10 protein-coding genes are annotated in these 13,510 nt (G+C 70.8%); 1 reads left to right on the forward strand and 9 read right to left on the reverse strand.

Translation table 11 applies throughout. The features are described from left to right. Window positions 1-853: 853 nt before the first annotated feature. The 6 genes from ACFSKW_RS38115 to ACFSKW_RS38140 all read right to left on the reverse strand — a co-directional run bounded on the left by ACFSKW_RS38115 (window position 854) and on the right by ACFSKW_RS38140 (window position 8,932). Window positions 854-4,330: an AfsR/SARP family transcriptional regulator gene (locus ACFSKW_RS38115; RefSeq protein WP_379578355.1), complete on the reverse strand. Its 3,477-nt coding sequence runs from the start codon at window positions 4,328-4,330 to the stop codon at window positions 854-856. 360 nt (window positions 4,331-4,690) lie between these two features. Further along, window positions 4,691-5,167 (reverse strand): hypothetical protein, encoded by a 477-nt coding sequence (locus ACFSKW_RS38120; protein WP_379578357.1) that lies wholly within the window; start codon window positions 5,165-5,167, stop codon window positions 4,691-4,693. A gap of 302 nt (window positions 5,168-5,469) precedes the next feature. Then, complete coding sequence (locus tag ACFSKW_RS38125; protein WP_379578422.1) at window positions 5,470-6,312, reverse strand: PHP domain-containing protein; 843 nt, start codon at window positions 6,310-6,312, stop codon at window positions 5,470-5,472. A gap of 268 nt (window positions 6,313-6,580) precedes the next feature. After that, window positions 6,581-6,877, reverse strand: coding sequence for a hypothetical protein (locus ACFSKW_RS38130; RefSeq protein WP_379578359.1), 297 nt, complete (start codon window positions 6,875-6,877; stop codon window positions 6,581-6,583). Between the two features lie 2 nt (window positions 6,878-6,879). Continuing rightward, window positions 6,880-7,938 (reverse strand): serine/threonine-protein kinase, encoded by a 1,059-nt coding sequence (locus ACFSKW_RS38135; RefSeq protein WP_379578360.1) that lies wholly within the window; start codon window positions 7,936-7,938, stop codon window positions 6,880-6,882. 217 nt (window positions 7,939-8,155) lie between these two features. Beyond that, window positions 8,156-8,932, reverse strand: coding sequence for an SDR family oxidoreductase (locus tag ACFSKW_RS38140; protein ID WP_379578362.1), 777 nt, complete (start codon window positions 8,930-8,932; stop codon window positions 8,156-8,158). 200 nt (window positions 8,933-9,132) lie between these two features. Between ACFSKW_RS38140 and ACFSKW_RS38145 the strand changes: the two genes are divergently transcribed. Continuing rightward, complete coding sequence (locus ACFSKW_RS38145; protein WP_379578364.1) at window positions 9,133-10,005, forward strand: helix-turn-helix transcriptional regulator; 873 nt, start codon at window positions 9,133-9,135, stop codon at window positions 10,003-10,005. A 200-nt stretch (window positions 10,006-10,205) separates the two neighbouring features. Here ACFSKW_RS38145 and ACFSKW_RS38150 read toward each other — a convergent pair whose 3' ends face one another. From ACFSKW_RS38150 to ACFSKW_RS38160, 3 genes are all read right to left on the reverse strand, one after another. Then, entirely contained in the window at window positions 10,206-11,906 is a 1,701-nt protein-coding gene (locus ACFSKW_RS38150) for a hypothetical protein (protein ID WP_379578366.1), read from the reverse strand. Between the two features lie 601 nt (window positions 11,907-12,507). Further along, on the reverse strand, window positions 12,508-12,708 hold the full coding sequence (locus ACFSKW_RS38155) for a hypothetical protein (protein ID WP_379578368.1): 201 nt from the start codon (window positions 12,706-12,708) through the stop codon (window positions 12,508-12,510). 29 nt (window positions 12,709-12,737) lie between these two features. After that, complete coding sequence (locus tag ACFSKW_RS38160) at window positions 12,738-13,487, reverse strand: L,D-transpeptidase (RefSeq protein WP_379578370.1); 750 nt, start codon at window positions 13,485-13,487, stop codon at window positions 12,738-12,740. Between the last annotated feature and the right edge of the window lie 23 nt (window positions 13,488-13,510).

Raw genomic sequence — 13,510 nt, forward strand, 5'->3', positions numbered from 1 at the left:
CCTCGACTATGCTGCCGCGTAGTCGCAAGCCCTGATGTGTCTACTGAACCGGGGCAACTCCAAACCTCCGCCACGCCGAGCTGTTCAGACGACGCAACCGCGGTGTGAGTCAACGAGGTTCAGTCTGACGTACGGGCTGATTGCGACGGCCGCCATCCCGGCCAGAATGCTCCGTGGTTTCTCGGCCATTTATCGCCGGAACTTACAACCACAGCCGCCTCCAGCTACAAGGCGGCCAGCGAACGGCTACCGCGACCCCACGTCCTGAACTGGTGCACCGGGGGCTCCGGCTCGGTCCCGTCGGTCAGTCGAGCTCGCCGCGGCCGGCCAGTGACCTCGGGCCCGGGCGGCCGCGACCGAAGTCCACGCCGACCCCTGGATGGATCTTCGGATCAGGGGTGCGCGGTCATCGCGCTCTTCCAGCAGGCTTGAACCGCACGGATCGGGGTAGATGCCATGGCTGCGCGGCCTTCACTGCGTCCACCTTGGCCTGGGCATCGTCGGATCCCCACCACAGGTGGAATCACCTTGAGAAGGCCGCGTCGATGCATGCCGTAGCCGAAGCTGCAGGCAGCCCGGGGCGGCGCCGAGGCTCGAGGTGCAGGAGAGCCTGCGGCCGGTCGGTCCAAGGAGAGGTGATCACCTCTCCTTGACGATGGCCTCGGCGAACGGCAGACGGTAGGCCTCGGGGTCGAACACGCTCTCGTCGTCCATGGAGAACGTCTCGTACCGGTCCGAGCTCATGATGCGCGGGGTGGCTCCGGTGCCGGCTATTGAGCAGTGCAGAGCTGGGCGATCTCCAGGGACGTGTCCGCCCAGCGGGCGCTCCGCCGTACCGGAGTTCATCCGGAGTTCATCGCGGCAGGATGAGGGGCACGGTGCCCAGATCGGCGTGCAACCAGGCGGCCTGCTCGGTTTCGCCCAGCGCTTCGAGCGATCTGGCCTCGTCGAAGACGATCCCGAACCGGCGAGCGGCGGCCAGCGCCCGAGTGGCGGTTCGTCTCGCCGCTGGACGCCGACCGGTGAGGTCGAGCAGCAGCGCCGCGGCCCAGCCCATCCTGGCGGCGGCCGAAGGGGTCCGCCTGGCCAACTCGCCCATGTGGCGCAGCAGTCTCGGAATCGTCGCATCAGCCATCCGCAGCGTCCACAGCACCTCCGCCACCCCCGCCCACGCCTCAAGGGTTCCCCGCAGCGGCATGTCCGGTCGGTCCGCGGCCCTCAACGCGTCATGTACGGCCAGCCGTCCGGCGGTCACGTCACCGTCGAGCAGGCAGAGCCGGGCCTGTATCGTGCCGAGCCGCAGCCGCTGGATCGCCTGTATCTTGCCGCCGGCCCGCGCGAAGTGGTCCTCGTCGAGCGTGGGCAGCGCGAGGGTCGCCTCCTGCGCGGCCTTCAGTACCGTGGCCACCTCGGCCGGCTCACGGTCGGCCAGCCGTAACATCGCCTCGACCTGACCGGTCAGGCACCAGTAGCCGGACAGCTCATCGCCCATCCGCGCCACCGAGATCTCGGCCACCGCCGCCAGCATCGGCGCGGCGTCCGCGTAGCGGCCACGCTGGACCTCCAGCTCGGCGAGCAGTCCCTGGCAGTGCTCGGCGAGGCGAGGATCGGCGGGATGCCCGCAGGCCAGCGTCAGGGTCCGCTCGGCCGCGCCGAACCGGCCCTCTGCGACGAGCCGCAGCCCCCGGGCCAGGCGGGCGCGGGAGACGGCGACGGGGTCGGGCACCGCCGCGACGGCCTCGTCGGCGAGGCGGCCGTAGTGGCGCGAGACCCTCTCGAACCCGGCGAGGCCGGCGACGACCGCGAAGTTCGCGTAGGCTTCCGCGCGTTCGGCGGCCCCGCCCGCCCGCTCCGCCGCGTCCAGGTGACGCAGGACCGCAAGCAACATGGTGCTCTGGTCCTGCCGGTGGTAGCCGAGTTCGGCGAGAATCGACAGCGTCCGCGCGGCCTCGGCGGCAAGCGCGCGTTCAGGTGCCCTCCAGGCCGCTCCGTCAAGGGGCGTCATGCGGTAGGCCACCTGGCGGGTCACCGTCCCGGCCAGCGCCCCGAGCCTACCGAGCCGGGTCGCCGGCAGCGGCCGATCGGCCACGGCCAACGCATCGGTCAACGACACCAGACTGTCGCCGCCTCGCTCGAACTGGAAGTGAGCGATCCCCGCCAGCCGGTGCCACAGCGCCGACTCCATCCGCCCCGCCCCTGCACCCGCAACCTGCCCGCTCGCGATCATGTCGGATGCGATCGACAGCGCCTCGGCGTAATAGTGCCTGCGCAGGCACAGCGTCCAGTAGTTCTCCGCGAACGCCGCCCGACCGAGGCCGATGTGCCGCCAGGCCAGACGGATGTCGTCCATTTCCGGGTCGATCTCGTCGAGCACGGCCCGATCGGCGTGGTCGCCCAGCCGGGCGGCCCGTTCGCTGAGGAAGCGCGCGTACCAGGCGGCATGCCGGGCCCGCGGGGCGTCGTCGGCGAGCCGGGCGACCGCGCACTGCCGTACGAGCTCGTGCACCCGGTGGCGGCCGTCGCGGTCGCGGCGCACCAGGGAATGATCCGCGAGTCTGGCGATGACCACGGCGGTGGTGGCCGCGACCTCCAGCGCGGCGGCGAGCGTGAACCCGCCGGCGAACACCGAGACGCCCGCCAGGACCTGCTGCTCCGGCACGGTGAGAAGTCGCCATGAAGCGTCGAAGACCTGCTTCATGCTCGCGTGCCTGCCCACCGCGGGCACCGGATGTTCCAGCAGGTCCGCGGGCGATGACTGCCTGCAGGGATCGCCGGGTGGCGCCAGCCGATCCGCGATCTCCTCGCACGTCAGCGCACGCGTCAGGGACGCGGCCAGTTCGACCGCCAGGGGCAGCCCGCCAACGGCCGAGCAGATGCGGGCCAGCGCGTGAGGTTCGGGGTCGAAGTTCGGATCGAGCCGTCTGGACCGTTCCACGAACAGTGCTCGCGCCGAGGTGCCGGGCAGAGCCGGCACCTCGTGGACGTGTTCCGCGCAGATGCCCAGCCTGCGCCGCGAGGTGGCCAGGATCCGCACGTCGGGCGCCGCCGCCAGGATCGCCTCGGCGAGGCTCGCCATGGTGGGCAGATGCTCCAGGTTGTCCAGGATGAGGAGCATGCGCCGGTGGCGTACGGCGGCGAGCAGCAGGTCGCGCGGGGGCCTTGGCGGCGTGAGGTCGACACCGATCCCCTTGGCCAGCGTGATCACGACAGCGTCCGCCTCAGCCGCGGGCGTCTCCGTCGCGGTGGCGCGGTCTTCGGGTGGGCGCAAACCGGCGAACGAGACGAAGAGCGCATCGGTGTCGAAGCGCTCGCTGATGGCGATGGCCAGCCTGGTCTTGCCTACACCGCCCGGACCGGTCAGTGTCAGCAGCCGGACCCGGTGATCGCGCAGTCGCGCCACCGCAAGCTCGATCTCGTCGGCACGGCCGATCAACCCGGTCAGCGGGCAGGGCAGGCGACGCCTCGCGGGCGCACCCGCCTTTGCCACCGGCACGCGCACTCCAGACCCGGCGGGCGCATCCGCCTTTGCCACCGGCACGCGCACTCCAGACCCGGCGGGCGCATCCGCCTTTGCCACCGGCACGCGCACTCCAGACCCGGCGGGCGCATCCGCCTTTGCCACCACGCGCGCTCCGGACCCCGCGGGCGCGATCCGCCGCAGCAGCGCCTGCGTGCTCTGGTCGGGTGGCACGCCGAGCTCCTGGTCCAGCACCCGGCGGCACGTCTCGTAGTGGGCGAGCGCGCCCGCGCGGTCGCCCATCGCGGACAGGGCCTCGATGACCAGCCGATGGGCGCACTCGTCCAGCGGGTCGATCTCCAGCAGACTGCGCGCCAGTCGTACCGCGTCCTCACAGTCGCCCCGCTCGCGCGCAGCGCGCGCCCGCTCACGCAGCACTCGCGCCGCCGCGTGCGCCGCCTGCCGGCGGCGCTGGGCCATCCAGTCGTCGAACCGGGGCACATCGGGGATCGTCAAGTCGTCGAGGAAGCCGCCTCGGTAGGCTTCCGGCACCGAGCCGCCCCCGACCAGGTCGTCCCAGTCGAGGGAGTACGGACGGCCGCGATCGAAGGCGACCTGGGCAGGGGTGATCGCCAGGTGATCGCCCACGGCCCGGCGCAGCTCCATCAGAGCGAGCCGCAGGCTCCCACGCGCTTTCGCCTCTGCGCGCTCACCCCACAGCAGGCAGGCCAGGGCCGACCTGGTGTGCGGCGTGCCCTCGACCATCAGGTAGAACAGCACCGCCCGTGCCTTGGCCGACCTCACCGGCACGACGTGACCGTCTCCCCTGGCTATCGAGGACATCCCCAGTACGCGCACGCGCAACTCGTCCATCCGGCGCCCCCTGTCGGCACGGCCCCCGTGACAACGCCACGATCGTAAGCTTCCGCAGGGGTTACGAAGAGGTAATTGTCCGCATATAGGGAGTCCGGTCGGGGCCGGGCTCCGCGGGTCAACCCAGCAGCTGGGGGTTCAGGCCGGTGGAACATTCGCAGGCGAGGGCTTGCGCCGGGGTAGACGATCTGGATGCCGACGGGGACGGCCGTCCCGTCGCCGGGGCTGACTCGTGCTCGGCTGGCTCGGCACCGCCGGCTCGCCGTGGGGGCACGGTTGGCGCGTGTTGTTCGGCGGCCAGGTGAGCGTGGCCGCCGAAGGCCCCGCCGATTCCTTCGGCGGGGCCTTCGGCCGGGTCGACTACAGCCCGGTCAGCTTGAGCTTGACCTTGTAGGAGTAAAAGGTTCCGTTCATTCCTTCGATGAAGTCCTCCTCGTAGCCGACAGCGCCGACGCCGAGCGGGGCGCACGTGGAGCCGTGGGCGATCACGGAGCCGAGGCTGTCACCAGAGTTGACCCACGGCGGGGTGACCTCGCGCAGGTTGAAGGACGCGGTCCCGGTGCTCGTGACGACCGTGGACGGGTGCCCGAAGTCGGCGGGGTCTCCGTCGTCTCCGGTATCCATGGTGAACCAACCGTTGTTGGGGAACAGGTTCCCGCCGACCAGGAAGCGGAGCTCGTCATGCCCGTCCCGTTCTCCCACGTTGAGTGCGTCGATGTCGTACAGCTCCACGCGGCACGACCCGGCCGTCGCGGCGGCTGGGCTCGCGGCCAGTGCCACCGGTGCGACCAGGCCCGCGGCCAGGGCCAGTGCGGTGATCAGTTTGTGAGAGTGCATGTGTCCTTCTTGGTGTCGGAACGCTCTGCGGCCTTCGCCGAACGTGGCCTCAGAATGGGGCGGGCACCGTGAGCGCACCGTGAGCGCACCGTGAGAGCCCAGGTCAGCGACGGTGCTACGCCGTCAGGTCGCACAGCCACCCGACCTGGTCGCCCGCCGGCGCACCGAACGACCGGCGAGCCGGTGTCGCGGATGGCTGCGGCGGGGCCTCACTACACCCGAGCCCCTGCCCCCGGTGCGTTCCACCTCATCGAGCAGCGCGTCCCCATCCCGCTGTCAACGTCTCCGCACTCAACACCATGTCAGTCCACCCGGCCCCAGATGCCCAGCAGGTCCTTGCCCGGGCGGAAGCCGTGCGCCTCCGCCATGTGCGCCGCTTCCTCGAACCCGTGGGCCACAGCCGACGGCAGGTGCGCGTCGCTCCCGAACGTCACCGCCTGCCCGCCCTCCTCGCGCCACCAGCGCAGGATGGTCGAGTGCAGCGGCAGGCGCGTGTTGATCTCCAGAGCCCTGCCCGACTCCGCCGTCACCCGCAGCGCGTGCCGGAACTCCTCCTCGAACTCCAGCAGATCGAACGCCCCCGCTTGCTGCGTCGGCCAGTAGCGGATCGGATAGTCGATGTGCGCCAGTACGGTGAACACCTCGCTCTGCGCGATCAGTCGGGGAATCTCCGCCAGGTAGTCACGCATGACCGCCGCCGCCGGCCGCCGCGCGAACTGCCCTGGAGGCTCGGTGAACCTGTCCCCGATCGGGAGGCAGTGCAGCGACCCGATCAGCCGATCGAACGGCCCTACCGAGAGCAGCTTCGCGATCTCCTCGGCATGCCGGTGCGGCTCGCCCAGTTCCATGCCACTCAGGATCCGCAACTCCGGGAAGCGCTCTCGGCACCTCTCGATCGCCTCCAGGTATCCGGCCGCGTCGAACCTCGGCGGAGTCAGTTCACCATCAGGTGAGCACACGGTCGCCAGGTGGTCATCCGGGGGCAACCCGTCGAGGTTGACCATCCACACGGTGTGGTCGACATGCTCCGTGAAGGCGATCGCGGGCAGGCCGAGCTCCACCGCCTTTTCGCAGGTGCGCTCCATCGATCCCAGCGGCGCGTCCCAGGACCATTCGCTGTGCACATGACTGTCCGCGGGCAACATCACGACCCTCACCTCTCACCGATCGGAAGATCACCGCACAGCGTACCGAGCGGTCACGAGGGCGAGGTGCCGGACGACGTCGAACCCCTCTGTGGTCCCGACATGGAAGCCCGATCCGCCTAGCCCCCAGTTCGACCAGCGGGGCCCCTACCGCCGAGGCGCCAGAACGTCGGGCGGCTGCGAAAGCGACCGTCGGATCGGGAACGTCATTCTCACGGTTGCATCAGCGCCACAGGCTGGGCAATCAGCAAGCGCTCGGGCCTGGCCGTCAGCGGCGCCGGGCCCGGCGCAGCTCCTGCACGCCGGTGACGATGCCGAAGGCGATCAACCCGGCGAGGTAGGCGATGACGCCGAAGACCACGCCGTTGCCGTCGACGTGCTCCCACTGGGTGATCAGCAGCACACCGATGCCAACGCCGAGCACCGGCTGCAATGGCAGCAGCGTCACGGCCAGCAGGAGGCGGTGCCGCGCCAGGAAGGTGCGGCCCCGCACGGCGATGATCCGGGCGGTGACGGCCACCGCTGCGGCGGCGAAGAGGACGGCGAGCATCGAGGGGAAGTCCATGCTCAGCTCCGTCTCGCCAGCAGGTGCAGCACCAGCGCGATCGCGCCGCCCGCGGCCAGGCCGGTCAGGGTCACGGGCCAGAACGACAGGCCGTCCGTTCCGGGAACGGGGATGTCCGGCCACTGCCGGGAGTCAAGCTCCGCGGCGATCAGGAAGACCACCGCGGCGGCGAGGGTCGTGACGATCTGCGCCGCGAAGGCCAGGCCCCAGGGCCGCTCGCCGGCCGGGTCGGGCTCCTGGACCCGGGTCACGGCCTGCGATCTGGGCGGCGCGGCCTCCTCGCCGACGATGAGCCGCACCAGCCCGCTCGCGTCCGGCCGGTGGTGCGGCTCCTTGGCCAGGCACGCGTCCAGCAGGCCGCGTAACTCCGGCGGGACGCCGGCAAGGTCGGGCTCGTGGTTGAGGATGCGGTTGAACACCGCCGGGATGCTGTCCTGGCCGAACGCCGGCCGCCCGGTCGCGGCGAACACCATGGTGACCGCCCAGGAGAACACGTCCGACTCCGGCCCCACGGCCGCGCCGCGCAGTTGCTCGGGCGACATGTACGGCGGCGTGCCGACCACGGCGCTGGACTGCATGGTCGTGCCCTCCAGCGCGCGGGAGATCCCGAAGTCGATGACGCGCGGCCCGTCCGGCCCGAGCAGTACGTTGCTCGGCTTGAAGTCGCGGTGCACGATCCCGGCCTCGTGGATGGCCTTCAGCGCCGCCGCGGTGGCGAGCATGAGGCGGCGTGTGCCGCCGGCGGCGCGCGGCCCCTCGCGGGCGATCAGCTGCTGGAGCGATTCGCCGGGGATGTATTCGCTGACGATGTAGGGCTGGTTGCCCTGGACGTCGACGTCCAGGATCTGGGCGGTGCCGAAGGGCCCGACCCGGCGGGCCGCCTCCACCTCGCGCAGGAAGCGGCGGCGGTTGCCGGCGTCGTGGGCCAGCCTGGCGTGCAGGAGCTTGATCGCCACCCGGCCGCCTGAAGGGTCGACGCCGAGGTAGACCGCGCCCTGCCCGCCTTCGCCCAGCAGCCCCTCCAAACGGTAGGGGCCGACGTGGGAGGGTTCGGCGATCATGCACCTTCTTATATCAGGCGCTGGTAGTCCGGGGTTGAGGAACATCGGTACCAGCCGTTGGCGCCGGGAATGATCTTGACGAAAGTGGGCTACCGACCGGTCACGCCCGCCACCATGGCCAGGCGGCGGGCCGGCTCTCTCTCACGGCGTGGTCGGCATCGACCGGGCGCCAGGGCCCGCCTGTGCCGCCGGCGGGCCCCGGCGGGGGCTGGGAGGGTCAGCTGGGCTGGCGAGTGGGCATGATCGTGACCTGCTGCAGGTTCGCGCGCGGCGGCAGCGTGGCGATGAAGCCGACGGTCTCGGCGATGTCCTGCGGCGTGAGCCACTCCATCGTCTCCTTGGAGCCCTCCAGCCACTGAAGCGCGCCGTCGTCGGTGACGTGGCTCTGCAGCTCAGTACCGACGATGCCCGGCTCGAGCGCCGACACCCTCACGTTCTTGGCGCCCAGCTCGGCACGCAGATGACGCGATAGGTGGGTGACGTACGCCTTGGTGCCGGAGTAGACGGCGAAGTTCGGGAAGATGTTCTGCGCCGCGATCGACGAGGTGTTGATCAAGTCGGCCACGCCACGCTCGCCGGCGGTCTCGACCAGCTGCGGGATGAACGCGCCGATGACGTTCATCAGCCCGGTGATGTTGAGGTCGATCTGACGCTGCCACTGATCGGCGGCCAGCTCCTCGATCGGGGCGGGCAGCATGACGCCCGCGTTGTTGAGCAGCAGGTCTGCGCCGCCCAGTTCGGCCGCCACCCGGCCGGCAGCCGATCGCACCGCCGCGGCATCGGTCACGTCGACGCCGATCGCCAGGGCGGTGCCACCGTGCTTCTCGATCCGGGAGACCAGCTCGTCCAGCCGGTCCGCGCGCCGGGCCAGGACGGCGACGCGCGCGCCCAGCCCCGCCAGGTGTTCGGCTGCGGCCTCGCCGATGCCACTGGAGGCGCCGGTGACGACTGCCACGCGGCCGGTCAGGGGCTTGGTAAGGGTTTGCGTGGACATGGGTGCACACCTTCCGAAGGGTGAGGAATCACGGGGTGGGACCGTGGCCGACAGTCGTCGGCCGCATCTCCAGCACACCACCCCTGAGCTCCGGTTACGGGGCTTGAGCAGGCCCTGAGCAGGCAGGTACCGGAAAGGCAGGTACTGGCAGGGCCACCCCGGAAGGAGTGCGCCATACATGGCCGCGCCACACTGGGAGCATGGACCGTAGTAGCGAGCTCGCCGACTTTCTGCGCTCCCGTCGCGCCCGGATCACCCCCGATCGCGCGGGGCTGGCCGAGGACGGCCGCGCCCGGCGGGTGCCCGGACTGCGCCGCGACGAGGTCGCCCGCCTCGCAGGCGTGAGCACCGAGTACTACACCCGTCTCGAACAGGGCCGCGCAGGAAACCCCTCCCCGGAGGTCGTCGAGGCCCTCGCACGCACCCTCCAGCTCGATCTCGCGGAGCGGGAGCACCTCACCGACCTGCTGGCACGGCCCACACCCGCCCGCCGTGCCCCTGCCGATCCGCAGCGGGTCCGCCCAGGCCTGCACCTCATGCTCCAGACCTTGGAGAACGTCCCCGCCTTCATCCTCGGCCGGCGCACTGACGTGCTGGCCACCAACCGCCTGGCGCGCGCGGTGCTGACCGACTTCGACGCCCTCCCCGTCCCGCAGCGCAACCTCGCCCGCTACTACCTCCTGGACCCGGAGGCCCGTGACCGCGTTGGAGACTGGGCACAGATCGCCGCCGAGACCGTCGCCATCCTCCGCCTCGAGGCGGGCCGCCACCCGCACGACCGGCGGCTCGCCGACCTCGTGGGCGAGCTCATCCTGCGGTCACCCGAATTCACCGTCTGGTGGAACGACCACCGCGTCCTGCGCCGCACCCACGGCACCAAGCACTACCACCATCCCGTCGTGGGCGATCTCCACTTCGCCTACGAGTCCTTCCAGCCTCCTGGCGACCCCGACCAGACCCTGTGCGTCTACAACCCCGAACCCGGCTCCGCCACCGCCGAGGCCCTGCGGCTGCTGAGCAGCTGGACCACCCCCAGCCCCCAGGCGCACACCCCGTCCGCGGACGCGCGGTGAGCGCCGAAAGCCCCTGCAGAGTCCGCGAGCACCGGGCAACGGCGCGACGTGAACTACCGCGCGCTCGGTTTGTCCGGGGGAGGGCCCCAGCGTTCCGAGTGACCGCAGGCCCTCCAACAGGCGGTCCCGGTCGTGCCGTCCTGGTGGCTGTCTCCGGCCGCCGGTAGGAGGGCGACGGAGGAGAGTGCGCATCCCGCCGTTCACGGCGTCAGCTTGAGCCTTTTCCTCGACGCACCCGGGAACACGGCGACCAGGTGCTGTTCTTCCCCTGCATCGTCGACTCGCACGTAGACACGGAGCCGGTAGCGGCCCTTGCCCGCGATCGCCAGGTTCGGCATCGGGGCACCCGCGCCGACCTCTCCGCCCTCGCCCATCTCCGGCACGGTAAGCCGGCCGCTGCGGCTGACGATCGGCACCTCGTTGACCTGATCCCACCCGGCCGGCCGCCGTGGCGGCGCGGTGCGGAAGGACTTCACGGTAAGGCACAGATCAACGACGTCTTCGATGTGCCCGATGAGCACCGCGCTGCCGGCCACCCCGATGAGGGCGCTGTCGTCGTAGACCTTGTCCATCGCCTGCTCCGCCGCCTCCTCAGCCGCTTCGTCTCCGGGGTCGTGGACCAGATAGCCGGGATCGCCATCGACGAACAGGAAGTATGTGGCCGTGGCCTGGACGACACCCTTCGTCCGGGGCCACGGGTCGCGGCACTTGGCGTTCTCCTCAGCGATGTGGGCGGTGTTCGCCGCTTCCTCCTCCGTCGTCGACCGCAGCAGCTCGGGATGGGCTGCGCCGACGATCTCCGGGCAGACGTAGACGAGGTCCCTCGGGTCCGCGCCCCACGCGGGCCGCGCGCTCCCGGCCCGCGTCAGGATCGCCTCCTGCTCGTCGCCGTCCTTCGTACGGCAGAGCGCCCGCCCGTACGCGAGGATCTCCTGGTCCGACAGGCTGTCCGGGAACATGGGCGGGGCTCCGCCCTCTGTGCTCCGCGCCAGGCACAGGAACGCGGCGTCGCGTTCCGCAGGCTTCAGGTCACCGAAGTTGGGCCGGTCGTAGCAGTCCGTCGACCAGCCGGTGTAGGCGAGGCGCGGGGTCTGCTCCGGGTGGATCAGTGCGATGATCGGCAATACGGCCACGGCCGCCACCGCGACGCGGATCACGCGCCGCCGCGCGGGCGGAAGGTCCGCCGGGCGGCCCTCGGCGGGCAGTTCACGGGCGGTCGCCGCGATCCACACGGTGTTGACGAGCCCCACCGCGTCCATCATGACCAGCATCGCCAGATTGCCGCTGGAGAACCTTCCGAAGAGAACGTTGAACGGGATCACCAGCGCGTAGACGCCCACCGACAACCACCCTACGGTCTGCGTTCCGCGGCTCCACCGGCCGTCGCGCCGCTGCCCGACGACCGTGATGACGGTCGCCGCCACTCCGCCCAGCACCAAGCCCGGTCCGACGATGCCGCCCGATCCGAGCTCTGGGAGGTCGAGTTCGTCGAGCAGTTCGTCGGCCATCCCGGCCAGCTCGACCGCGAACATCGCTCCGGCCGCCGCGCGCAGCATGCGGGACCGCCAGCGGATAACGAGCAGGTAGAGGACATCGATCGCGGTCCACAGCGCGAGCCCGAGTGCCGAGTCGACCGCGTCGGAGAGCAGCGCGATCGGGTACCACAGCACGAGGGTGTACGCCACCGCCAGATACAGCAGTCGGCGCAGCGCCCTCGCCCGGCGGTCCAGCGGTCCAGGCGCGGGGGCACGCAGGATCAGCCACAGGAACGCGGCCTTCACCAGGGCGGCCACGAGCAGCGTCACAGTCGTCAGGGCGTCAAACCCGCCGCGTGCGTAGTCCTCCGCATAGTCCGGCGGCGACCATTCGACGGCCACCCAGAGCCAGGCGTCGCCGAGCATCAGGCCCGCGACCGCCGCCGCAAGAACCAGACCTACTAATCCAGTCCTGATAATCCGCCAGAAACCATCCGATAGCACGGGACGCGATCTTAACGCTGCGAGGTCGGCGCCGGCATGCCGCTCGACTCGGGCCGGCACGGCGCCCACAGCTGACCATTCCAGCTGATCGTGAAGGGGCAAGCGCCATCCCTCGCACGCGGCTCTGGCTGGAGCCCGCAGGGGGATCAGCCAGAGCCTGACAGCAGCCGCCATCGATCAAGGCGGGAATCGGGAGGAAGGGCACGGCGCCCCGCATCCCGGCGGTCATCGTCGTCCCGGCCGGGCCGGTCTGAAGACCGACCCTCTGCTGATCGGGAGAAGGTCAACGCCTGGAGGCGATCGGCGGCGAGCAGGACCGACTGCCTTGCAGCGGCCGGCATGTTCGGGGCGACCCCGCACAGGCGCTGTTGGCGCACGGGTCCTGCTCCTGCCCGCGATGGCCTGGTCGCTGACGCGACCGCGGGCAGGAGAGGAGGCATGGCCGCGCCGTCGCGCTCGCGGCGAGACCACGGACGCCAAGCGACAGCGCCGCAGACCCGGGGCCTGCGGCGCCGCACCACGATCAGCCGGTGTAGGCCGGCCTGGCGACGACGGGCTCAGGGCCCGCCGTCGTCTTGACCGCCGGCCGCTGGTCGGCCGGCGCAGGGGCGGGCGAGGCGGACGGCTTCGTGGGATCGGCCGTGGCCGTGCCCGAGAAGCCTGCGAGGCCCGCGGTCAGCGCCAGCACAGCGCCGATGCCGAAGAGCGTGGCTTTGATCTTCATATGATTCCCCTGTTCATTCACGTCGGGCCTCAGCCCTGAACGACGACCGGAGTACCGATCGCCAGGTTGTTCGCCATCCAGGTGATGTCGTCGTTGCTGATCCGGACGCAGCCGTGGCTGGCCCGCGTGCCGATGGCGGAGGGCTTGTTCGTCCCGTGGATCGCCAGCTGGCCTGGGCCGCCGGCGAAGCTCTTCAGCACCGGTGAGAAGCCGCTCAGCCCGAAGGCGTAGGCGCCGTAGGCCCCGCCCGGGTCGGCGGGCTTCACCAGCTCGGTGAAGAAGTAACGACCTGGAGGCGTCGGTGTGCCCGCTTCGCCCGTCGCGACCCTGCCCGTCCTGACGGGCTTGTCGCCGTCATAGACCGTGAACCTGAACGCCCCGCGATCGATCTCCACCCGGTAGGAGGTCTCCGCTAGCGTTACGTCGGTGGCCTTGATCCAGCCCTTGCCGCCGTTCGGCCGGACCGGCAGCAGCACCTGGAGCCACTCGCCCTCGTCACGTTCCACCAGGAAGACACGCGCCGCGCCGTAGTCATTGGGACTCGTGATCGTCCTCTGTGCCAGCCCCTCCTTGTTTCCATAGACACTGATCCGAGATCCCTTGACGGTCGCGATCTTCGAACCGGCGCCGGTCGCCGGCTCAGGCCGTACGGCGCTGCTCGCGGAAGCGGCGCCGGCAGCCGGCTCGTGCCGTACAGCGCTGCCGGCGCTGCTCACACAGCCGGTCAGCAGGAAGGCGAGCGTCGCCGCAGCAGCCGTACGAAGCAGGTTGGTTCTCACCTGCCGCAGCCTGGCGACAGAAT

Origin of the sequence: Nonomuraea mangrovi (assembly GCF_042681425.1) — a bacterium.
In the GTDB taxonomy this organism is placed as follows: domain Bacteria; phylum Actinomycetota; class Actinomycetes; order Streptosporangiales; family Streptosporangiaceae; genus Nonomuraea; species Nonomuraea mangrovi.

Excerpts from the sequence above, each read along its gene's own strand:
- ACFSKW_RS38155 (WP_379578368.1), bottom strand. The coding sequence starts at position 12,708 with ATGAAGATCAAAGCCACGCTCTTCGGCATCGGCGCTGTGCTGGCGCTG.
- ACFSKW_RS38120 (WP_379578357.1), bottom strand. The coding sequence starts at position 5,167 with ATGCACTCTCACAAACTGATCACCGCACTGGCCCTGGCCGCGGGCCTG.
- ACFSKW_RS38140 (WP_379578362.1), bottom strand. The coding sequence starts at position 8,932 with ATGTCCACGCAAACCCTTACCAAGCCCCTGACCGGCCGCGTGGCAGTC.
- ACFSKW_RS38130 (WP_379578359.1), bottom strand. The coding sequence starts at position 6,877 with ATGGACTTCCCCTCGATGCTCGCCGTCCTCTTCGCCGCCGCAGCGGTG.
- ACFSKW_RS38145 (WP_379578364.1), top strand. The coding sequence starts at position 9,133 with ATGGACCGTAGTAGCGAGCTCGCCGACTTTCTGCGCTCCCGTCGCGCC.
- ACFSKW_RS38150 (WP_379578366.1), bottom strand. The coding sequence starts at position 11,906 with ATGCTCGGCGACGCCTGGCTCTGGGTGGCCGTCGAATGGTCGCCGCCG.
- ACFSKW_RS38135 (WP_379578360.1), bottom strand. The coding sequence starts at position 7,938 with ATGATCGCCGAACCCTCCCACGTCGGCCCCTACCGTTTGGAGGGGCTG.
- ACFSKW_RS38125 (WP_379578422.1), bottom strand. The coding sequence starts at position 6,312 with ATGTTGCCCGCGGACAGTCATGTGCACAGCGAATGGTCCTGGGACGCG.
- ACFSKW_RS38115 (WP_379578355.1), bottom strand. The coding sequence starts at position 4,330 with ATGGACGAGTTGCGCGTGCGCGTACTGGGGATGTCCTCGATAGCCAGG.